18 protein-coding genes are annotated in these 21145 nt (G+C 50.2%); 8 read left to right on the top strand and 10 right to left on the bottom strand.

The window, feature by feature from the left end:
* Positions 1-43: 43 nt before the first annotated feature.
* The 5 genes from ACFSW8_RS15950 to ACFSW8_RS15930 all read right to left on the bottom strand — a co-directional run bounded on the left by ACFSW8_RS15950 (position 44) and on the right by ACFSW8_RS15930 (position 4961).
* Positions 44-766 (bottom strand): LamG-like jellyroll fold domain-containing protein, encoded by a 723-nt coding sequence (locus tag ACFSW8_RS15950; protein WP_377090736.1) that lies wholly within the window; start codon positions 764-766, stop codon positions 44-46.
* A gap of 143 nt (positions 767-909) precedes the next feature.
* Positions 910-1791, bottom strand: coding sequence for a PEP-CTERM sorting domain-containing protein (locus ACFSW8_RS15945; protein ID WP_377090737.1), 882 nt, complete (start codon positions 1789-1791; stop codon positions 910-912).
* Between the two features lie 193 nt (positions 1792-1984).
* On the bottom strand, positions 1985-2725 hold the full coding sequence (locus ACFSW8_RS15940) for a PEP-CTERM sorting domain-containing protein (protein ID WP_377178747.1): 741 nt from the start codon (positions 2723-2725) through the stop codon (positions 1985-1987).
* 74 nt (positions 2726-2799) lie between these two features.
* Positions 2800-4398: a LamG-like jellyroll fold domain-containing protein gene (locus ACFSW8_RS15935; RefSeq protein ID WP_377090739.1), complete on the bottom strand. Its 1599-nt coding sequence runs from the start codon at positions 4396-4398 to the stop codon at positions 2800-2802.
* Complete coding sequence (locus ACFSW8_RS15930) at positions 4395-4961, bottom strand: sigma-70 family RNA polymerase sigma factor (RefSeq protein ID WP_377178746.1); 567 nt, start codon at positions 4959-4961, stop codon at positions 4395-4397. The genes ACFSW8_RS15935 and ACFSW8_RS15930 overlap by 4 nt, the downstream gene beginning before the upstream one ends.
* Before the next feature lie 213 nt (positions 4962-5174).
* Here ACFSW8_RS15930 and ACFSW8_RS15925 point away from each other — a divergent pair, with 213 nt between their 5' ends.
* Positions 5175-6425, top strand: a complete 1251-nt coding sequence (locus ACFSW8_RS15925) for a Gfo/Idh/MocA family protein (protein ID WP_377090741.1) — start codon at positions 5175-5177, stop codon at positions 6423-6425.
* Positions 6426-6767: 342 nt separating this feature from the next.
* On the opposite strand, the gene ACFSW8_RS15920 is transcribed toward ACFSW8_RS15925, so the two are convergent.
* Positions 6768-7946 carry a cysteine desulfurase family protein gene (locus ACFSW8_RS15920; protein ID WP_377090743.1) on the bottom strand — a complete coding sequence of 393 codons (1179 nt, stop codon included), beginning with the start codon at positions 7944-7946 and terminating at the stop codon, positions 6768-6770.
* Positions 7947-8080: 134 nt separating this feature from the next.
* Between ACFSW8_RS15920 and ACFSW8_RS15915 the strand changes: the two genes are divergently transcribed.
* The 3 genes from ACFSW8_RS15915 to ACFSW8_RS15905 are packed head-to-tail and all read left to right on the top strand — an operon-like array spanning position 8081 to position 10042.
* Positions 8081-8446, top strand: a complete 366-nt coding sequence (locus ACFSW8_RS15915) for a HesB/IscA family protein (RefSeq protein WP_377178745.1) — start codon at positions 8081-8083, stop codon at positions 8444-8446.
* 27 nt (positions 8447-8473) lie between these two features.
* A complete protein-coding gene (locus ACFSW8_RS15910; RefSeq protein ID WP_377090746.1) occupies positions 8474-9244 on the top strand; it encodes a hypothetical protein in 771 nt (256 codons plus the stop codon).
* A gap of 39 nt (positions 9245-9283) precedes the next feature.
* Positions 9284-10042 carry an exodeoxyribonuclease III gene (locus ACFSW8_RS15905; protein WP_377090747.1) on the top strand — a complete coding sequence of 253 codons (759 nt, stop codon included), beginning with the start codon at positions 9284-9286 and terminating at the stop codon, positions 10040-10042.
* A gap of 20 nt (positions 10043-10062) precedes the next feature.
* Here the strand turns inward: ACFSW8_RS15905 and rlmB are convergent, their stop codons facing one another.
* Complete coding sequence (rlmB, locus tag ACFSW8_RS15900; protein ID WP_377090748.1) at positions 10063-10653, bottom strand: 23S rRNA (guanosine(2251)-2'-O)-methyltransferase RlmB; 591 nt, start codon at positions 10651-10653, stop codon at positions 10063-10065.
* Positions 10654-10734: 81 nt separating this feature from the next.
* On the opposite strand from rlmB, the gene ACFSW8_RS15895 reads away from it, so the two are divergent.
* Positions 10735-11106: a hypothetical protein gene (locus tag ACFSW8_RS15895; RefSeq protein ID WP_377178744.1), complete on the top strand. Its 372-nt coding sequence runs from the start codon at positions 10735-10737 to the stop codon at positions 11104-11106.
* Positions 11107-11274: 168 nt separating this feature from the next.
* Positions 11275-15054: a hypothetical protein gene (locus tag ACFSW8_RS15890; protein WP_377090750.1), complete on the top strand. Its 3780-nt coding sequence runs from the start codon at positions 11275-11277 to the stop codon at positions 15052-15054.
* 91 nt (positions 15055-15145) lie between these two features.
* Here the strand turns inward: ACFSW8_RS15890 and infC are convergent, their stop codons facing one another.
* The gene (infC, locus tag ACFSW8_RS15885; protein ID WP_377090752.1) at positions 15146-15745 is read right to left on the bottom strand and encodes a translation initiation factor IF-3; all 600 of its coding nucleotides are present in this window, start codon (positions 15743-15745) and stop codon (positions 15146-15148) included.
* Between the two features lie 86 nt (positions 15746-15831).
* Positions 15832-17712 (bottom strand): threonine--tRNA ligase, encoded by a 1881-nt coding sequence (thrS, locus tag ACFSW8_RS15880; protein ID WP_377090753.1) that lies wholly within the window; start codon positions 17710-17712, stop codon positions 15832-15834.
* A gap of 329 nt (positions 17713-18041) precedes the next feature.
* Here thrS and ACFSW8_RS15875 point away from each other — a divergent pair, with 329 nt between their 5' ends.
* Complete coding sequence (locus tag ACFSW8_RS15875; protein WP_377090755.1) at positions 18042-19172, top strand: DNA-directed RNA polymerase subunit alpha; 1131 nt, start codon at positions 18042-18044, stop codon at positions 19170-19172.
* 5 nt (positions 19173-19177) lie between these two features.
* Entirely contained in the window at positions 19178-19570 is a 393-nt protein-coding gene (rplQ, locus tag ACFSW8_RS15870; protein WP_377090756.1) for a 50S ribosomal protein L17, read from the top strand.
* A gap of 70 nt (positions 19571-19640) precedes the next feature.
* Here the strand turns inward: rplQ and ACFSW8_RS15865 are convergent, their stop codons facing one another.
* Positions 19641-21041 carry an MBL fold metallo-hydrolase RNA specificity domain-containing protein gene (locus tag ACFSW8_RS15865; RefSeq protein WP_377090757.1) on the bottom strand — a complete coding sequence of 467 codons (1401 nt, stop codon included), beginning with the start codon at positions 21039-21041 and terminating at the stop codon, positions 19641-19643.
* Positions 21042-21145: the final 104 nt, after the last annotated feature.

Genomic DNA, 21145 nt, shown 5'->3' with positions numbered 1-21145 from the left:
CTCCCTACATGGCCAGCTACTTATAAAGTTTCACTCACTATCACTATCGGCGCCTGCGTAATAACAAACTCAGCCCACCAAGTCCTAACAATGAAATGCTAGAAGGCTCTGGAATAGCAGTAAATGCAGCATAAAGGTTAGAAATCTCAGCATTGCTTAACGCCGTGTCGTAAGAAGCCACACCATGCATATCACCTGTGGCCACGTCAGTGGTACCATTCGACCTAGCACCTAACATTCCAAGTCCACCATCCATTCGCCAGTTGGTTTTACCTGTATCAGTTTCGACATACGCACCGTCTAAGAACAAATCAATCGTACCACTATTATTACGGCGAAAAACCACATGCACATCTTGGTTGAATACAGAATCCGCATTGAATGAATAATCAGCAAAACCTTCCCATGTTATTCCAAACTTGCCTGTGTTGTTCCATTGCTCGAGCTTGAATTGATTTTTTTCATTTCCGGGTGACCATCCAGTCACTGTCGCAATCGATAATGATGGGCCCGAATCAGCAAAGTTGATGATAAATTCCACTGTCGATCCATCAACGGGCTTACCGCCTAATGCGTCCAATTCACCAAAGTCATAAGCAATACCTGATGTGCCATCGAAGGTGAAGCCAGCACCACCGTTATTACTGACTGTGACATTGCCAGAAGTAGCTGCTGCTGCAACCATCCAGTCGGTGATCGCTGCTTGACTTGCCCCTATGAGGGCTCCGCTAAGAAGTACGAGTAATGAAGGGAATTTATGCGTCATAGTATGATGGGTAGTTAATCTCAGAAAATACCAAGATTTATCACACTAGATCGCCCCCCTACTCGAGGTCAAACACTAAACGCACATTGCCCCGCAGGAGAACCAACTCCTGCGAGGTGACAAAACAATACAAACAACCGAAATTATTTGCGACGGCGTAAAATCAACGCCACGCCTCCGAGCCCAAGAAGCGCGGAAACTGAAGGTTCAGGAATTGCTACAAGTTGCACATCCACTCCTGATCCGTTCACAGAGAGAGCATAGTTACTTGTTGTCGTATCAATCGCCCCAGAGATACCAAATTGACCATTCGTGATCAGTGTCTCGACATCTGTGACAGACACATTGTCCAAGAACATCACAGCAGTGGAATCGGTGTCAAAATTGACAAATGCGTTCGCTGTCGTCGTGAATGCTCCATTCACATTAAGTTGGGCACCGTCAAACAGGTTCACAAATCCACTGTTCCCTGCGTAGGTACGTAGATCGAGGTTGTTCACATTCAAGGTTGAAGCCGTAAGGTTAATCACACTGTTGTTATTCACAGAGCTTGTGCCATTCATGCTCAAGACTGACCCATTAGAGATGTTCACAGTCTGGTTATCATCAACTTCCCAAGCATTGGCATTCACAAAACCACCGTCAACTGTATGCGTAGCCGCATTGCCACCCACACCTCTCAGACGTAAGTTGTTAGTGCCTTGAAGAGTACTACCATTAGTGACAGAAAAGGAGCCACCTCCTTGGAAGTTAAGCCAAAAACCAGCAGTTTGACCATAGTCTCCTCCATTGAGGATAAGCTGGCTACCACCACTGATGGTCAAGTCGCCTCCTGTACCATTGTGAATGGCACTGCCGGAGCTAACTCTGGCATTATCTGTTCCGTCGAGTACTGGAGCCACTCCACCCGTCCAATTACCGGCGTCTGTGAATGTTCCAGACACCCCAGACCAGTCGATCGTCGCCGCACTTCCCCAAAGGGAACTCAGCAGCGCCACAGCAATTACTGATGTTGTCTTTTTCATACTATTATTTTCCATATGTGTTGGGTTTCTTATCTATTTTCCCGAGCTCATAACCCTACTGAACTCTGAGATTGATGACGCATCTCCCCTACTTCTGGGCACAGTGGTGCCAGAGATGTAAGTTATCATCTTGAAATGGGGTGCCTCATTGCCCTCCAATGAGGCACCTAAGAGATGCGCTCCAAGTGAGCGACTAGCGGCGACGACGAAGCACCAGAGCGATGCCTCCTAGTCCAAGTAGTGCCACTGAAGAAGGTTCTGGCACTGCAACAATCTGAATGCCATTGACGGCAGCAAGTGTGCCACCATTTGTAGCATCGTCGAGACCTTCGATTCCTACAACCAAAGTGTCCAATGATACATTTCGAAAGCGTACGTAGTTACCTGAGCTCAAATTGTTTTCAGCTTCGCCCTGAGTAGCCCAACCGCTCTCAGTATAATCACCAACCATGCTCTCGTTTGTGAGGTAAAGTGTTTCACCATTCACATCAAACTTAGTGACACCTGTATTAGAAAAGCCACGTGCACTGTAAATGATCACATCATAGACTGCCCCTACACCTGCATTCAAACCAGTAAATGTGTAGTTATAGGCACCACTAGCATCGGCAAAGTTAGTCATAAAATTATTACCGATAGTCCCGCTAAAGCCAGAAGCTGAAGAATACCAGCCACCTTGTGCCGCTGACTGTGTAATTCCAACACCTGATGAGGCACCTGTATCATCTAATAGATTAGCAATATCTGTACCTGACTTACCCGTACCGTCTCTGCCTAGGGTATTCCAATATCCAGCTAGTTCAGCACCTGCTGTATTGCCTGCTACAGCAACACCGCCTCCAGGTCCACCATCTGTCATATTAATGCTAATCGTTGCAGCTTGCAGACTAGTGCAAGCTCCAATGCATAACATCGTTAAGGTTGTTTTTTTCATAGTTCGATATGTTAGTATATGGTTTGTCGTGTCTTTAATCCCACGAAGCTTCGTGGCATCAAAATGGCTTCACTCTAGGGAGCGGAAAGGGCATTGTGTTTGAAGAGTGCGCGTGCCTCTCGGTCAGTAATGGCCCCCTCAATAATGAATAATTCGTCGAGAGAAATATCGAGGTAAGGCCCCTCCTCGTAATCACGTCCAGCGGCACCTGATAATGTTGCCCCCAACACCATCGGCGACTTCTCCTTCGTATCAATGTGCACCTGCCCCAATGGGTCTCTATCAATGGGACTGTGGAAAGCCGGCTTGATGTTCGCAACTTGACCATCAACAAAAAGCTTCATCCTCGGCATCTTCTCAGAGTTGCTCTCCCCTGCGTAAACCACCACGATATGGTGCCATTGGTTATCATCGAGCACCAATCCAGGTGCGAAGTACCAAAATCCACCGAAACTCAGATTAAGCATCGGGTATCGCCCAGCAGATGGATCCATGTGTATCGTCCACTTGTTATTCTCTGTGCTATCAGCCGAGCCAGAAGATTGACGCCCCCAGCCAAGAATCATTTTCTGATTGGTTACATCGACTTGCCTCCGCATTGCTGGCAACTTCATCCAAAACGCCACCGTTCTGGGGGCATCTCCTAAAATACCTTCCCAATTCGTCTCCAAGAAGCAGCCGCCATCTAACTGCAATGCACGACCGTGAACTCCTGAACGTAAGTTCGGCTCACGGCGAGAACCTGCAGACGGACCATTCAGCCTATACTCAAGTGCATCCATTCCCACAATTTGATTAGTCTCAACAAGCTCCTCCGCATCATCAAAGGACCAATGCATGTGAGGTAATGAGTCCGGCAATTGCGTGATAAACCGTTCCGGTGCAAGTGCCACATCTTCTAGAGCACCAGAGAACCGTACTCTTTTTGCTTGGCTTTCCTTGAGTGTCACCTGTTGTTCTTCTCCACTTAATGAAGTCACAGCAACCGCACCTTCAAAAACATGCACCTCATCATTATCTCTAGGATGAGCTTGAACCCCAAAGCGTGTACCGAGATCCACAACCTCAAATTCGCGCGTCTTTACAGTGAATCCCACTGCCTGCTTCGGCACATCAAACCAAGCAATCCCAGATTCCATGAAAAGTCTGTCCGAATCCTGTAAGGTAACATCCGCTGGAGCAGTTAAAATAGATCGCACACCTGATGCAAACTGAAGCTCGATGGTTCCTTGGCTTATCTGAAGTCTTGAAAATTGCCTCAGCTCCAAGGATTCAGTGTCCACCTCTCCACCTTCATGAGTCAGGGTATAGAGCGTGCCTGGCGCCGCAGCAAACTGAGTTGGTCCCTCACTATCCCAGCGGATGGCATACATCTTCAACACAATCAATGTACAGAGAATGACCGCTGCGGCCGACATCGCAGCAACCTTGAGTGCTTTGACGCGCTGACGCTTCAGTCGTGACTCAGCCAAACCTTGAATCGGCGCCGCAGGACTCACACCCGAGGATGATCGTGAAAGCCGATACTCCAAACCTTGGTGCATCACCATGTAAGAATAATAAATGCGCCGCGCTTCAGGATTTGCTAACAACTCATCATCCAGATGCTGAAATTCTTCCTCGCTGATTGATCCGTCAATCAATGCCTGGATTCTCTCCTCTAATGGCTTCATGACTCAGCCCTCCCCTCGTTTTGCATTCCACCAAACCCATGCTGAAGCCCCTTCTCAATACACTTGCGCAGCGTCGCACGTACCCTGTGCAGGGTCACATATAAAGAGGACTCACTACGACCGACCGACGCAGCATACCGCGCCAAACCATCAGCACTCATATAACGCTGATTTACTAGCTCACGGTGGCTCTGGCGTAACTTGCCCATACATTGCTCGAGCAAGTGCAAACGCGTGCTCGTATCAGGAATGGCCTCCGCAGTCTCCGTGCCCATCACCTCGATCAACTCATCGCTAAAAACTAACCAATTGCCCCGCTTATGTTTTTTCAAATGCGCGAGGATCTCAAAACGCGCAATCGTGAACGCCCAAGCCCGAAAATTTGTCCCAGGTGTGAATTCACTTTGCTTCGTCCAAATCGTTAAATTTGTTTTCTGCAACACGTCTGCCACGTCCGGACTACCAGGCATTTGGGTAATAATATAGGCCCACAGATCAGCCTGGTGCTCAGTCAATAGACTCACCAGTGGCGCTGCTTGGGGGATGGAGGATTCATTAGACATTAGGCCATTGTACTTAAACACAGCACAAACTCACAAAGCTTAACAAAAAAAGTTTCCCCCTCACCTTTTTCACCAAAAACCCACTCCCATGTGCCCTCCAAACTGAACGCTTTCAGAGCACAGACCCGCCATTCTAATACGTCGACATCAACACGAATTAGGCAGATTCTTCAGTCTCACATGCACAACTCCCCCCACCTATAATCTCATATCATGCTCACACTTGCTGTCTGCGGCTGCGGATCTCGCGCCAGAACATACTCAAAAATTGCCACTCTCATGGCCGACCGCTACCAGGTGGTAGCTGGTGCCGACCCTGTTGCCGAACGTGTCGACGCGCTGCGTAACATCTCTGAAAACCCTGACTTCCGTGGCTTTGATTCTGCCGAGGCTCTGCTTGCTCAACCAAAACTTGCGGACCTCATGGTCATTGGCACCCAAGATAATTACCACTTCGAACCTGCAAAAATTGCTTTAGAGAAAGGCTACCACCTGCTCCTCGAAAAACCCGCCGCGCAAAATGTCGACGAAGTCATCGCTCTCGCCAGACTCGCAAAAAAATATGACCGTAAAATCGTCCTCTGTTTTGTCCTTCGCTACACCCCATTCTACAAAAAAATCCACCAACTGATCCAAGAAGGAGCACTCGGAGATGTCATTTCACTCAATGCCAGTGAAGGTGTAGAACCCTTCCACCAAGCACACTCGTTCGTTCGTGGACATTGGAGTAAATCCGAAGACTCCACCCCCATGATCATTGCCAAATGTAGCCACGACCTCGACATCATTTCCTGGTTAGTCAATTCACCCTGCAAGTCGGTCAATTCCTTTGGTGGCCTCCAACACTTCAACAGCGAGAACGCTCCAGAGGGCGCGGCCTTACGCTGCGGCGATGGGTGCCCGCATGCTCAAACTTGCACCTACTCCACTGAGAGATACTTCACAGACCGCGAGCGTTGGTTACAGATGATTTACCCAGATCCCGAAAACATCGTAGAGTCCGAAGTCCGTGAGTGGTTCAAGACCGCTCCTTGGGGCCGCTGTGTCTACCACTGTGATAACGACGTCGTGGACCACCAAATCGTAAATATGGAATTCGACAATGGCACCACCGCATCCCTCACCATGACCGCCTTTGATTCAGGACGCCACCTCCAACTTTTTGGCACCAAAGCCTCACTGCGTGGCGGTGACACTGTCAAAGCAGAACACGAGTGCGATATCGTACTGCGCCATCACAAATCAGGTGACATCGAAAAAATCACGCTCGATCCACCAGAAGCAGCTGAAGGCTACCAAGGCCACGGTGGCGGTGACTACGGCCTCATGGACCAACTCGATCACATCATTCACGGCTCCGCCGACCAATCTTCACTCATCGAATTTGCGATTGAAGGACACCTCATCGGCTTCAGAGCTGAGGAGTCCAGACTCCAACAAGGAAAAACTCTCGCAGTCCATTAAAGAGCGCTTTCCCCCTACTCTCATGTGCCCGTCATTCACACGCACTCGCACCGGTGTGTGGGCGGGCGACATACCTCCGCCCACCCAACAGCAAAGCTGAAACACCAGCTCTGCTTCCTGCCTAATACCATTGATCGAAACGGAATGGACGAATGATCGGAATGAGCTTGCAGAATATCAAGGCGGAGTGAAGGCGTCCCGCACGCGCGGGACAACTGAATGACAACGATGATATTAGGCAAGATAATCCGATACACTCTGAAATCGCGCAGCGCAAAATCACAAGACTTTACCAAACTCCATTCGTCTATTCCGAGTCGAGAGATGGTATAAGGTGCTGCCCTAGGTGTAGACAGTCACAGGACCAACACCCGTGATTCCCTGCACACTGCGGAGCTTACGCACCGCTTTTTTCACAAGTTCTACCGCCTCGTCCGTCTCCTCTCGACTGGTTAGTATCGAGAAGGAAATGCGCAGGCTGCTCTTGGCACGCTTGGCATCGATCCCCATCGCTGTCTGAACGTGTGACGGCTTCTGCTTGCCAGTCATACATGCCGACCCCGCAGAACACGCCATCCCGTATTCATCCAGCAAAATAAGCAAGCCTGCAGCCTCACAGCCATCAAAGGCCAGATGCGAAGTATTCTTCGTGCGAAATTCAATGGAGCCATTCACATGCACCCCCTCGACTTCCTCCAGCAGCCGCTTCTCAAAATGATCACGTAATGCTCCCACACCTGAATGCCCATCCGTCTCAAGCCGTTCTTGCATCATCGCAGCCGCCTTACCCAAACCGATGATCGAAGCCACATTCTCAGTCCCACTACGACGGCCAGCCTCTTGCCCACCACCAAAAAGAAGCGGCTCAAATCTAACTCCCTTGCGAATATACATCGCCCCCACCCCTTTGGGTGCATGAAACTTATGCCCAGAGAGAGAGAGAAAATCGACCTCTGAAGCATGCACATCCACCGGTGCTTTCCCCACCGCTTGTATGGCATCAGTATGGAATGGCACTCCCTCCTCCCGCGCCAGGCGCGCCGCTTCTTCAATAGGCTGAATCACACCCGTCTCATTGTTCGCCCACATCAAGGTCGCAAATCCAACATCAGCTCTGGCCATGGCATCCGCCCAAGCCGCCAAGTCTAAACGCCCAGATGCGTCCACGCCCACCCGCTCAATCACATACCCCTGCTTCTCCAAATGTTCACAAACCCGCAAAATCGAACTGTGCTCAATCTGACTCGTGACCACCCGCTTACCCACACCCACCGCTTTCGCCAATGAAAACAAAACCGCATTGTTCGACTCCGTGCCACAACCTGTAAAAAAGACCTCGTCAACATCCGCGCCTATCAACTGGGCCACCCGCTCACGCGCCAGCTCAATAGCACGCTTCACCGCCTTGCCCGCACGATACCCACTCGATGGATTATAACATTGCTCACTTAAGTACGGCATCATCTCCGCCAATACCTCCGGGTGCACCTGCGTTGTCGCATTCGAATCAAGGTAGATCATAACCACATCCTATGCAGCGATCTGAAAGAATGCTACCGCGAATTACCTCTATTCTGGCCTATATTTTCCTTAAAGTTTGATTGGATGATCGGGAAATCCACGCTTATCTTGCCGCCAAGCAACACGATAGCCATATGATCACATTGACTCAATCCGCCATTAAGGAACTCAAAAACCTCCTCAGCAAAAAAAATGCAGCTCCCGGAACGGGCCTTAGACTCTCCGTCCAACGCGGTGGATGCGCTGGCATGCAATACGTCATGGAGGTAGACGCAGCCCACGATGGCGACGAGACTGTTGAACAAGATGGCGCCGTCGTCCACGTCTCGCCCGATTCATTTGAATACCTCAAGGGCTGCCACTTGATCTACGAGTACTCACTCTCAGACTCAGGATTTAAGGTCCAAAACCCCAATGCCTCGCGTTCCTGTGGCTGCGGCACCTCCTTCGAAGCCAAAGGTGAAGAGGGAACCTACGACCCTGCAAACGATTGTAAATAATCGCGACCACCATTCGTATCTGTCGCCGTGACGCGTAAAAAAGAAGATGACTCGCTAGTCGCACGTATTCTCAGAAAGAAACCACCACACTTTTGGTGGTTTCTTGTGAATACTGCAGCTTTTTGCCTAGCCGTCTGGAGTTGGGTCTTCTTCCTCGAAGTTTTTGGGAACCCGCACCTCCCCCAAAACTATGCCTTGCTTGAAAAGCTTGGCCGCCACCAAGAAACCAAGGCCTTCGATCCGCTCACTGCCCCCAGTGGAGCCGCCCACGGACCACGCACCCTCTACAAAAAATATTACAACCTCAACACCGAGGACTTCAGCCTGCTCAATCAAGAACTCAAGCGCGTCTACGTAGGGAACTATAAGGACACCACCTACAACACCTACATTCAGGGCCAATACCGCGTCCTTAATACTAGGACACTCAACCAAGACGATTTTATTACCTCAGGCATCGCAATCCAAGCCCAAGCTTTGGTCCAACCCGACGCATTTCATCCCCCCACTCCCTACCTCGTTCTCGTAGAATGGATCCTCCCAAATGCTCCGGCTAGTGCCGCGGACGCCTACCAGTTAGGTGATGTGATTGAGTTCAATAAGAACCCACATTTCCCCTCCATCATCCACGCGCTGCGTGTGCCTCGCCCCGGTGACGAACCCCTTATTGCTCTTACCTGCGTCCCCCTCGCCTACGAAGACAAAATCAAAGCTCCGCGCAGCAAGCCATTTTCTATCACCCCACCTGAAAGGCTGAACCTCAAAGGCACTTTCCCCATTTTTACTCAAAACCAATAACTGCTAGTCCTCCGTGACTATGCACCTACCTACACAACGATGAAACTCATCTCATGGAACGTCAATGGCATCCGCGCTGTCCTCAAAAAAGGCTTCGCTGAATGGTTCGCAGATATCCAACCCGATATCCTCTGCCTCCAAGAAACTAAAGCAAGAGCCGAGCAAGTCGAGCTACCACTCGAATTCGCAGGCTACCACCAATTCTGGAATGCTGCTGAAAAAGCTGGCTATTCAGGCACACTCATCCTCAGCAAAGATAAACCCATCTCTGTCACTAATGGCATTGGCATCGAGGAACACGATACCGAAGGGCGAGTAATCACAGCGGAATATCCGGACTTCTACCTCGTCACAGTTTACACACCCAATGCACAGAACGAACTCAAGCGCCTCGACTACCGCATGCAATGGGATAAAGACTTCCTAGCTTACTGCAAAGACCTCGAATCCACCAAACCAGTCATCTTCTGCGGGGACCTCAATGTCGCGCACCAGGAAATCGACCTCGCACGCCCCAAAGCCAACCGCAAAAGTGCCGGCTTCAGTGACCAAGAACGCGCTGGCTTTGATAACATCGTCGAAGCCGGATTCATCGATACCTTTCGCCACTTCCACCCCGACACCGAAGGTGCCTATTCCTGGTGGAGTTACCGGGCTGGCGCACGCGGCAAGAATGTTGGCTGGAGAATCGATTACTTCTGCACCTCCGCATCCCTCACTCCGCAACTCGCATCAGCAGAAATTCTCTCTGACGTCCTTGGCTCAGACCATTGCCCCGTCACTCTCACCCTGAAGTGACGCCCGCATAGCGTACGCACCTATGCCTGCGCACGCTGCCTCACAGCTTCATAAAGGCAAACTCCAGTGGCCACAGACACATTGAGACAATCAACCTTGCCCGCCATTGGAATACCTATCAATAAATCACAATTCTCTTCAGTAAGTCGACGCAAGCCCGGCCCTTCTGCCCCCATGACAATACCAACCGGGCCTTTGAGGTCCATATCGTAGAGCGTTTGATCGGATTTATCGGAGGTGCCTATCAGCCAAACCCCATGATCTTGCTGAAGTTTCTTCATCGTGCGCGCAAGGTTAGTCACGCGCACAAATGGGACATTTTCGGCCGCGCCCACTGCCACCCTCTGCGCTGTCTCAGTTAAGCCAACGGACTTATCCTTCGGTGCAATCACCAAATCCACTCCCGCTCCATCCGCGGTGCGCAAAATTGCTCCTAAATTGTGTGGGTCCTGAACACAGTCTAAGACCAAGACAAATGGCACTGCGCTTCTTTCTAAGATCCCATCAATTGCATCCTCTCCTTTGACGAGTCCTCCGCCGCCCTTACCTCGCACGTGCTTGTTATCGCGTGCCTCTACTGGCCCTCTTCTCTCCTTTGCTCGTTTGCGCATGCCCCTCCTTACCCCATGCTTCTGATGCGGGCAAGCTCGACTATGCATTGCGCAAGCGCGAGATTGCGCTACCCTCTCGCCATGGCCATCCCTGTCTTTATTAAACTCCTTCCTAAACTTCTCCCAGCTGCAAAGCTCGCCTACGAACACCGCGATAAAGCCGTCACACTCTACAAAAATATCCAAAATTGGCGGAATAAAGAAAAGGCCAACAAACCACTCGTCATCGAAGCCCGTGAAAACCTCACCACCGAGGAACAATTCGATGAACTCCGCACCATGATCTCCCAACGCGATGACATTATCACTGAGCAATCAGACCTCCTCGCCAAGCTCGCGAACGACCTCAGCGAACTCAGCACACTTACCGACCGGCTGCGACGTCGCTCAATGTGGTTGATGCGCGGAATCTACCTCGTCATTATCATTTCTGTCATCCGCTGGCTCATGTGATCCCCGCCTAAGAAAAAATGCCCCAAAGCAGCTCCCATCCCTGCGCCACCCAACACGCGTATTGTGTCATCATCAGCATTTTTTGAGAGTATTTCTAGTGAGATTTTGTATCCATTTAGGTGATTAGAGTAGGCTCTACTCGACAACACCCCAGCTACCACACCAACTATGAATCGCTACCACACCACAATTTCTATGGTGCTCGCTCTGCTGTGCACGACTTCAGCAAAGCCCACAGACCCGATGCAAGAGTCTGCCAAGCACCTCCTCAATGTCACTGAAAACTCCATCTATTCCCCCTCCCCCGCTACCCCTAAAAACCAATGGGAATACGCACGCGTCGCAGCCACCTATCCAAACGACGCGGGGATGTATCCACTCCTTGCTGGTGATGCCCAGATCATAGGTGACAGCCCCCAGTACAGCTACGACCACGACATCATCCAAGGTTGGAATAACCCAAATGACAGCCTCCAATGGCAACTAGGCCCCGCTAAATTTCATGCCACATACGATGTCTACGCCCACTACAAAGGACACGGCAACTTCATCGGCAATACCTTTGCTGTAAAAATCGGCACGAAACAGCTCAGGGCGAAAGTCGAAGATACCTCAGGTAAATTCAAAGGCCTAAAGATCGGCTCCATCAGCCTCAATCGTGGGGACACCCCCACTGTGCAACTGAGTGTTACCAAACTCAATGCCACAGCAGAGCTCTTCGATTTTAAAGCCCTAGAAATTGTTCCTAACAAATCTCAACACCGCTGGTTCGACCCAGCCAGATCCACCTGGCGTACTGACATCCCCAGCTATCTCAGATACGGCGCAAAAACCCCCGACACTGCCCCACCTGCGCACCTCATCAAAGACGGCCCAAAAGGCTACGCTATTGTCACCACCGAGGCCATCACCCAAAATTCAAAGGAACTCGCGCACTTTATCGCTCACAAAAATTCCCTCGGTTACAATGCCTTCACTGTCACCGAAAAAGACTTTGGTGGAGGCAAAGGCATTGATGCTTTCCACAATATCCGCACTTGGCTGCGCAGCAACTATCAAAAACGTGAGATCTTCTACGTCCTCTTCATCGGCAACCCACGCCCCGACTCTGGAGATATTCCTATGGCGGCCATCGAAACCGATGTCACAGAAGTGAAGAAAAAAGTGGCTGCGGGTGAACACGTCCATGCCGGCAGACCATCTGACTTCCTCTACATGGATCTCGATGGCCCAAACGTCGACCTCAACAAAGACAATAAATATGGAGGCAAAGATGACTACCACGCCACCGACGGTATCAATACCGTCTGGGATGTCCTTGTCGGTCGTATCCCCTACTACGGAGAAGATAGCAAGTGGGGTAAATACACAGACCTCGATGCAATCCTACGAAAAACCATCAACTACGAAAATGCGACATACGCTGAACTCCTCGAACGCTACCAATTCGAAGTAGATGGCTTCACCATGAGCGGCCATCTCGTCGAGTGGGGTGGCTTCACCTACTATACCCGCGAACAACTCTACTCAGGCCTGCTTACTCTCGACCACTTCTCCTGGCAAAATAATAGCTTTATGGATCAGTTCGCCACAGGTGTCTTGCGCTCCGGTGGTCACGCAAACCCCACATTCATCGAGTCAGGCGTCACCAGTGGCTGGCTAGCAAACAGAGTTCCTCCGAAAGACACGCTCAATGTCGTCGCCGAATACGGAGGCTGCGATTGCGGCCAACCCGAACACCCAATGAATATGGTCTACATGCACCTGCGCAAAGGTGCCATTACCGCCATTGGTGCCACCCGCTCCATTGCCAGCGTCGGAAGTCATGGTCCACTCGTGCGCCCTAACACATTTTCAAATATCAGGTCTACCTCTCTCGTTCGCGGCCATTCCATTGGCCAAATCCACTGGACGGCACTCGCTAGAAACCGACGCATCCCCAATGGGGGTGCCCACCTCTGGAACCTCTACGGCGACCCCAGCATTGTGCCCTACCCACAAGCACTCTCTCCTAAACGCGCCCTCACTGTATTCCCTTCTCACGACATCCGTCACTACCACCAACAAGGCACTGCACCAGCAGAGTCATTCCACTTCGACTACGACATCCACAACCCTCTAGATTTCGCCCAAAACTACTCTATCACGTGCAAACAAGATTGGGTCTCGATCAAGGAAAGTCGTAGCGGCTCGATTCCAGCAGGCTCTAAACTTACCCTCCACACAGCCTTCAATGCCAGAGCCTACCAACTCCCCGCCGGCACCCATAAAGCTCAATTCGAAACCAAAGTCGGGCCAAACCAGATCACCCGTACCATCGAATTCACCGTCTACTCTCCCACCACAACACGTAATCTCACATTCGCTGAACAAAATGAGGGCCTTCTCATTCCCTCCAAAATGGAAAAAAAACAATACCCACTCTACTCAGGCGAAAGACGCTCAATCTTCCCCAACCTCGTTGACCGGACACTCTGCCTCGAAGTCATGCCCGATGGCCAAATCACGGGCAATACCACCCTCCTCCAAGGCAATGGATTTAAACTTCATGTCAACCCCAGCGACCAAGCACTCCACCTCAGTTGGACACCCCACCCATTTGGAGACTATGCCTGGAACTATCGCTATTATGACATCAACTTAGATGGCTCTAACACACTTAAAATTAACGGCAGAAACCCACTCAAAGCCAAACAATGGAACCAAATCACTCTAGTCAGAGGCTACTCTAACAAACGTCTTGCTCTCTATCTCAATGGAGAACTTGAGGGCCATTGCCCACTCCCTCCAATGCTGTACGACCTCTACCGAGCACACATCCCTGCTGGTATTAACGCCGCTATCGATAATGTCACTGCACACCTAGGAGCATGGCAACCTAACAGCATTGCTTCACATTACAAACAAGGCTTTCCAGTCTCAGCACCAAGCCCAAATAACAAGCAAGTCGGAGCCAGCAGACAAGCCACTCTCACATGGCAAATGCCTGAATCCCATCGCTCGTTCCATGACCCGACTTATTACGTCTACATGAGCCCCAACGTGAAAGATGTCGCCGCAAAGCGCCCAGATAAACGCTTTATTATGGGTAAAACCACTGACACCCAACTAAGCGTCAAAGGAAACCTCAAAGCAAACACCACCTACTTCTGGAAAGTCTATGCAGTTTCTCCTGATAGAAAATCTATCAAAGGTGGAGATATCTGGAGCTTCACCACTGGCTCGAAAATATCCGAACAGTTACTCGCCTCCAACCACTTCAACGCTGGCCATTCTTGGACGCGTGGCAAAATCACCGATAAAGCAATCGCAGAATTCAAAACCAATGGCGACGCCATCGTCCAAGAGATTGATAAAAACAAGCTAAGCGGTGGCTACTACAAGCTGACATTCCACGCTAAAACGCACGAGCGTAAACCAACTAAACCCATCCTTCTTAGCTTCCTCGGAGATGGTAAAGAAATATTCACTCACACCGTCGAACTCAATCACCTTGTCGACGATCAGTTAGAAGACTATTTCTCTTTCGACCAATCAGTAGCGCACTTCAAAAAAATTGAAATGAAAATTGCACTACCTGGCAATGGTGGCCGCTGCCCGTATTGGGTCTTTGCTACTAAAGTCGAACTGCACAACAACATCGACCCTAGCAGCATTCCAAACCGCCGACCTGAGTTTATCGAGAAAGACACCGAACTGCCACCGCTCAAGGTCAAAGACAATTCTTACGCCTATGAGTTTAAGAAAATCATTTCAGATGAGAAACCTGACTCACTCGTCTTCCGCAAGATTGAGGGGCCAAACTGGGTAAGCGTCCAATCCAGTGGTCGTATCTTCTCCTACTACGGTGCACCAGCTGAAGCCATCGGAAAACATAGACTCATCGTTGAAGCCACCGATGACAAAGGGCTATCCACCAGAGCCACCTTCACACTCGTCGTGGAGTAAAAATCCATTCCCCCCACGACATTCTATAGATAAAAAAACGGCTAACACCCTCGTGTTAGCCGTACTCAAAAATCTATTCTTTTATCCTGAACTATTCTTCAGTCTCCTCGACTTCTTCGATTTCTTCTTCGTCATCGAAGTCGTCTTCATCAACTAATTCACCATGATCCATGATGAACTTGCGCTTGCGTTGTTCCTTGGGAAGTGGAGACAGCAGCATGCTAACTGCACGCCCCGCAAGACGTGGCTTTTGGTCCAAGTGAGCCATGCCTGTGAGATCTTCAGCTACACGCTTAAGCACTTCAAAACCTAGTTCTTTGTGTGCATTCTCACGACCACGGAACTGAAGTTGTACCTTCACTTTATTCCCCTCATCCAAGAACTTCTCAATCCGAGAGCACTTGAGATTGTAGTCGTGCTCCTCAGTACGCACGCGGAATTTCACTTCCTTAAGCTTTGTCGTCGTCTTCGGATTATTCTTCTTCAGCTTCGACTGTTCGTACTTGTATTTGCCATAGTCACAAACTTTACAAACGGGTGGATCTGCCTTTGCGGCAATTTCCACAAGATCCATGCCGATGCTTTTGGCTTTTGCTACTGCTTCACGCGCGCTCATCACACCGATGAGTTCTCCGCTTTCAGTAACCACACGCACTTTTGGGGCACGAATGTAGTCGTTTACCCGCGTCATATCACGACGACGGTTCTTATATGGCTTCTTTGGCTTTGCTATTGTTTTATCCTCCTATTGGTATTGGTTTGAGCTCTCGATGCGATCTAAAGTGATCGCTCCAAGATCTCGGTGTGAAGATTCTGAATGAATGTATCCAGTGGCTGAGTGCCGAGATTTTCACGATCTCTGTGGCGAACTGATACAGTGTTAGATTCTGCCTCCTGCGCGCCAATGACCAGCATATAAGGCACTCTGTCTAATCTGGCAAGACGAATCTTGGCCCCTAATTTCTCTGATGCCCGGTCCACGCTAACACGCACTCCGATGTCAGCCAGCTTCTTGGCCGCAGCATCCGCATGCTCAATGAACTTATCCGATAATGGCAATACGCGCACCTGCTCAGGTGCCAGCCAAGTTGGGAATTTCCCTTCAAAGTGCTCGATCAAAAGCCCTACGAAACGCTCGAGTGAACCAAATGGCGCTCTGTGAATCATCACCGGACGATGGCGACCATTGTCCGCTCCCACATAAGTGAGATCGAATCGCTCAGGAAGGTTAAAGTCGAGCTGAACAGTTCCCAACTGCCAATCGCGACCTATCACGTCCTTCACAACAAAGTCGATCTTCGGACCATAGAAGGCTGCTTCCCCAAGCTCCACTGTGTAATCCACACCGAGCTTCTCAACAGCTTTCTTCAAGGAAGCTTCAGCTTCATTCCAAACTTCGCGGCTACCCACGTACTTATCAGAATCTGGGTCGGAGAACGAGAGTCGTACCCGGTAATCTTCCATACCCAGCGTGTTGAGTACCTTCTTCACTAGATCGAGGCAGCTGGCCACCTCATCGTCTACCTGTTCAGGGGTGCAGAAAATGTGCGCATCATCTTGGGTAAAGCCACGCACGCGTGTCATCCCTCCAAGCTCACCTGATTGCTCCCAGCGATAGACCGTTCCAAACTCAGCTAGACGCACCGGAAGGTCGCGATAACTATGCTGGTCACTCGCAAAAATCTTAATGTGATGCGGGCAGTTCATCGGGCGCAACATGAATCCCTCAATCGTACCCTCCGCAAGCCCATTCGTCAGAATCGAACAACTCGCATTCTCATCCGCAAGCTTCTCTAGCGTGTCACGCTCAGGAATCGCAGGAAATTGACTTTCCGCATAGTACGGGAAATGGCCCGAAGTACGGTAAAGATCAAGCTTACCAATGTGTGGTGTAAAGACCTGGCTATACCCCTGACGGTCTAGCTCCTTAGTGATGAAGTCCTGAAGTTCACGGCGAATCAACGCCCCCTTCGGCTTCCATAAAATAAGCCCTTGGCCAACGGCTTCATCAATGTGGAATAAGCCCAACTCCTTACCCAGTCGGCGGTGGTCACGCTTCTTCGCCTCTTCAAGCTTTTCCAAATGGTCTGCCAGCTCAGTCTTATTCTTAAAGCAGGTGCCATACACGCGCTGCAGTGATTCGTTGTCTTTATTACCTTTATAAAAGGCGGAAGCCACACTCATCACCTTGAATGCCTTACAGTTGCCAGTGCGACCAACATGAGGGCCTGCACAAAGGTCCCAAAAATCGTTATTCTTAAACAGAGAGATTTCCTCGTCTTCAGGGATGTCGTTGAGCAAATCAACTTTGAATCTAGAGGCCACATCGCGCTCAGAGACCGCTCCTAGGCGCCCACTCTCAGCAAGCTTCAATGCTTCATCACGGCTCACCACAACCTTCTCAAAAGGGGCATTCTCCTTCACCACCTTCTTCATCTCCGCCTCAATCTTTTCAAAGTCGTCAGGCGTAATCCGGTGGTCCAAAGTAATGTCATAGTAAAAACCATTCTCCACTGGTGGGCCGCCAGCCAGCTGAGCATCTGGCCAAATCCGCGTGATTGCCGTCGCTAATACGTGGGCGCAGGAATGACGTAAACGTTCCAGGTCACTCATTTGGTGACGCTCCTCAAGCGATTTTCTCTCTTTGCTGTCTGACATTGCACTGCTTTGAAAACAGCCAGAGCCAACTTTTGCAACTCATTTCTAGCTGAAATCAAGGCATCTTACAGCATTCCCACCCACCCCTCGCTCCTCAGCTCCTCGCAAGCACATCCCACCCGTCCCAAACCACCCATACTCCCCCCACTAAGCCGCCAATTTGCGTATTAATTCGCCCGTGCAGAAAATTACTATTGCAATCTGAGCCGAAATCCCCTTAATTCCGCGTCCCGCGAGTCTGTCCAAATGGTTGTAGGTCCTCTATGGCTGTGTCTCACAGGCACCGCTAGTACTCGCTAGAGGGTAACCCAACCCACTTACTAGACATCATGTCAGAAGAAACGACAAATACTGAAGAACAAACAGCAGAAGAAAAGAAGGCTATCCTTCTTGACCGCTTCGAATTGCCAAACCGCGTCATCAAAGACGAGGACACCGAGACTGATACCTATGCTCAATTCACTGCCGAGCCATTCGAGCGTGGATTTGGCCACACTATCGGTAACTCACTCCGCCGCGTGCTCCTCTCATCACTCGAGGGCGCAGCTATCACATCTGTACGTATCGCAGGTGTCCAACACGAATTCTCCAGCCTTGCTGGCGTTGTCGAAGATGTTACTGACATCATCCTCAACCTCAAGAAGGTAAAGTTCAAACACCACGACAAAGAACCACGCGTTCTTAAACTCCAAGTTGAGAAAGAAGGCGTTGTCACCGCTGGTGATATCCAAGACGACAACATCTACGAAGTCGTTAATAAAGACCAAATCATCTGTACCCTCGACCGTAAAACCAAGTTCGACTGTGAATTTGAAATCAAGGTCGGCCGTGGCTTCAATACCGGTGACGAAAACAAGCGCCCAGACATGCCTATCGGCGTCATCGCTATCGACTCCATTTTCTCACCTGTGACTCGCGTGAAGTACTCCGTCGGTCAAACACGTGTGGGTCAAATGACTGACTTCGACAAGCTCGTACTCGATGTATGGACTGACGGCCGTGTCTCTCCTCCTGACGCACTCCTTCAGGCATCCGCCATCCTTCGCCACCACCTCGACGCATTCGTTAACTACGACGATGATGCTGTCGAATTCGAATCTGCACAACCAGAGCAGAGCGAAGAAAACGCTGCGCTTAAGAAGCTTCTTAACATGAGCGTCAACGAAATCGAACTCTCTGTCCGTGCGGCAAACTGCCTCAACAACGCGAACATCACTTCCGTTGGCCAGCTCGCCATGAAAACAGAAGCTGAGATGCTCAAATACCGTAACTTCGGTAAGAAATCTCTCAATGAAATTAAGGACAAACTCGTCGAGCTCGGCCTCGGTCTCGGTATGTCCTTTGATCCTTCTCTCCTTACAGGACCTATGCCATCCGTGGCTGCTCCTCGTCTCGGAGTGGAAGAAGAAGCACCGGTGGGTCTCGCTGACCTCATCGCGCAGAACCTTAACGACGAATAACCAAGATGAGAAAACGACGCAAGACCGTAAAATTGCAGCGTGACGCAGCACACCGCCGCTCACTCCTCGCAAACCTTACATGCAGCCTTATTGAGCACGGTAGAATCCGTACCACACTCGCCAAAGCCAAAGCACTCCGCCCAGTTGCTGAGAAAATGGTAACTCTTGGCAAGCGCGGTGACCTCCACGCTCGCCGTCAGGCAGTTGCATTCCTCCAACAAAAAGATGCAGTGAAGAAGCTCTTCGCTGAAATCGCACCAGCTGCTGCGGACCGCCAAGGTGGTTACTGCCGCATCATCAAACTCGGCGCACGCCAGAGCGACTCCGCTCCTATGGCTCTCATCGAGTGGGTTGACGCTCCAGTTGCTGAAGAAGTTGAAGAAACTGCTGAAGCATAAGCGAATCTCAGCCTCGAGCTGATAAGTATTTCTAAGCGCATCTGAGTCATCAGATGCGCTTTTTTGTGCGCTAAAATTCCACTGTCTCCCCCAGCACTCCGAGACTCACCTCACCCTTGTGCACTTCACGCAATGCGTCCCGGAATACCGCTGAGCGCTCTTCCTCTCCGTGCACCAACCACGTCTTGCGCTTGGGTCCACTCATCGCATTGAAGTAATCTAGTAACTCGGAATGGTCGGCATGCCCAGAGAATGAATCCATGATTTCCACACGTGCATTGACTGCATACTCGCCCCCTAAAATGCGCACCTTCTTATGCCCTTCTCGAATCTTCCACCCTAATGTCTGCTGCGCACAATAGCCCACAAACAAGATCGTATTCTTGGGGTTCTCAATCTCGTTCTTCAAATGATGCAACACGCGCCCAGCCTCACACATCCCAGAGGCCGATATGATAATCGCCTGCTCTTTACTCCGATTCAACGCCTTCGAATTGGATACAGAACGTACCAAAGTCAGCCCCTCAAATCCAAAGGGGTCTCGCTTCTCAAATAAGAAGTTGTATATCTCATGGTTAAAACACTCAGGATGTAAACGGAATATCTCTGTAGCATTCACAGCCAATGGACTGTCCACGTAAACGGGGACATTGGGAATACTTCCCTCCTCAAATAATTGATGCAGCACGTACAAAATCTGCTGGGTTCGCTCCACGGCAAAGGCCGGTATAATCACCTTACCCTTACGCTCGAGAGCTCTTCTTAAAATCTCAGCTATTCTCTCGTCTGCCTGCGTCCCAAGCTCATGCTCCCTCCCTCCATAGGTGCTCTCCATCAAAACATAGTCCACGTCCTCCACTGCCACTGGGTCGCGTAAAATGTCATTGTTCCCACGCCCAACATCCCCAGAAAATAAAAAGCGCTTCTTCTCGCCGTCATCTTCATCCTCGATATCTAACACAACTTGGGCGCTTCCTAAAATATGCCCCGCATCAATGAAACGCAGACTCACCCCTGGTGCAATCAACATTGGCCTGTCATATCCCACATTCACAAATTGCCTTAAACAACGCTCCGCATCCATCTCATCATACAACGGTTCGAGCGGCTCTTCACCAGACTTCACACGCTTCTTGTTCAACCACTCGATATCATGCATTTGTATCCGAGCACTATCCGCTAACATAATCTGACATAAGTCACGCGTTGCAAATGTCGCATAGATATTCCCATCAAACCCACTCCTTGTTAGATTCGGAAGGTTGCCACTATGGTCAATGTGCGCGTGCGAGAGAACGACTGCGTCAATCGACTTTGGATCAAAATGTGGAAAGTGCTTATTAATCTCAAATGCTTCATGCCTCCTACCTTGATAGAGGCCACAATCTAATAAAACCCTGTGTCCATTGACATCGAGCAAGTGTTGAGATCCTGTAGTGGTGCCGGCTGCGCCGCAAAATGTGAGTTTCATAAATAATACCTAACTGCCAGCTTAATTTCACCACCCACCCATTGACCAGCAGAAAGACCATCAATTCACTCTAGGCTGCAACAAAATCGCCACCCGATCCATCA

The organism is Rubritalea tangerina (assembly GCF_042683245.1).
In the GTDB taxonomy this organism is placed as follows: Bacteria; Verrucomicrobiota; Verrucomicrobiia; order Verrucomicrobiales; family Akkermansiaceae; genus Rubritalea; species Rubritalea tangerina.
This window is presented reverse-complemented; position numbering and strand designations above follow the sequence as displayed.

What these genes read in the sequence shown, in the direction of transcription:
- ACFSW8_RS15920 (WP_377090743.1), bottom strand. Translation starts at nt 7,946, where the DNA reads ATGATCTACCTTGATTCGAATGCGACAACGCAGGTGCACCCGGAGGTA.
- ACFSW8_RS15950 (WP_377090736.1), bottom strand. Translation starts at nt 766, where the DNA reads ATGACGCATAAATTCCCTTCATTACTCGTACTTCTTAGCGGAGCCCTC.
- ACFSW8_RS15930 (WP_377178746.1), bottom strand. Translation starts at nt 4,961, where the DNA reads ATGTCTAATGAATCCTCCATCCCCCAAGCAGCGCCACTGGTGAGTCTA.
- ACFSW8_RS15890 (WP_377090750.1), top strand. Translation starts at nt 11,275, where the DNA reads ATGAATCGCTACCACACCACAATTTCTATGGTGCTCGCTCTGCTGTGC.
- ACFSW8_RS15895 (WP_377178744.1), top strand. Translation starts at nt 10,735, where the DNA reads ATGGCCATCCCTGTCTTTATTAAACTCCTTCCTAAACTTCTCCCAGCT.
- ACFSW8_RS15935 (WP_377090739.1), bottom strand. Translation starts at nt 4,398, where the DNA reads ATGAAGCCATTAGAGGAGAGAATCCAGGCATTGATTGACGGATCAATC.
- infC (WP_377090752.1), bottom strand. Translation starts at nt 15,745, where the DNA reads ATGACGCGGGTAAACGACTACATTCGTGCCCCAAAAGTGCGTGTGGTT.
- ACFSW8_RS15940 (WP_377178747.1), bottom strand. Translation starts at nt 2,725, where the DNA reads ATGAAAAAAACAACCTTAACGATGTTATGCATTGGAGCTTGCACTAGT.
- ACFSW8_RS15915 (WP_377178745.1), top strand. Translation starts at nt 8,081, where the DNA reads ATGATCACATTGACTCAATCCGCCATTAAGGAACTCAAAAACCTCCTC.
- ACFSW8_RS15865 (WP_377090757.1), bottom strand. Translation starts at nt 21,041, where the DNA reads ATGAAACTCACATTTTGCGGCGCAGCCGGCACCACTACAGGATCTCAA.
- rlmB (WP_377090748.1), bottom strand. Translation starts at nt 10,653, where the DNA reads ATGCGCAAACGAGCAAAGGAGAGAAGAGGGCCAGTAGAGGCACGCGAT.
- rplQ (WP_377090756.1), top strand. Translation starts at nt 19,178, where the DNA reads ATGAGAAAACGACGCAAGACCGTAAAATTGCAGCGTGACGCAGCACAC.
- thrS (WP_377090753.1), bottom strand. Translation starts at nt 17,712, where the DNA reads ATGTCAGACAGCAAAGAGAGAAAATCGCTTGAGGAGCGTCACCAAATG.
- ACFSW8_RS15925 (WP_377090741.1), top strand. Translation starts at nt 5,175, where the DNA reads ATGCTCACACTTGCTGTCTGCGGCTGCGGATCTCGCGCCAGAACATAC.
- ACFSW8_RS15875 (WP_377090755.1), top strand. Translation starts at nt 18,042, where the DNA reads ATGTCAGAAGAAACGACAAATACTGAAGAACAAACAGCAGAAGAAAAG.
- ACFSW8_RS15945 (WP_377090737.1), bottom strand. Translation starts at nt 1,791, where the DNA reads ATGAAAAAGACAACATCAGTAATTGCTGTGGCGCTGCTGAGTTCCCTT.
- ACFSW8_RS15905 (WP_377090747.1), top strand. Translation starts at nt 9,284, where the DNA reads ATGAAACTCATCTCATGGAACGTCAATGGCATCCGCGCTGTCCTCAAA.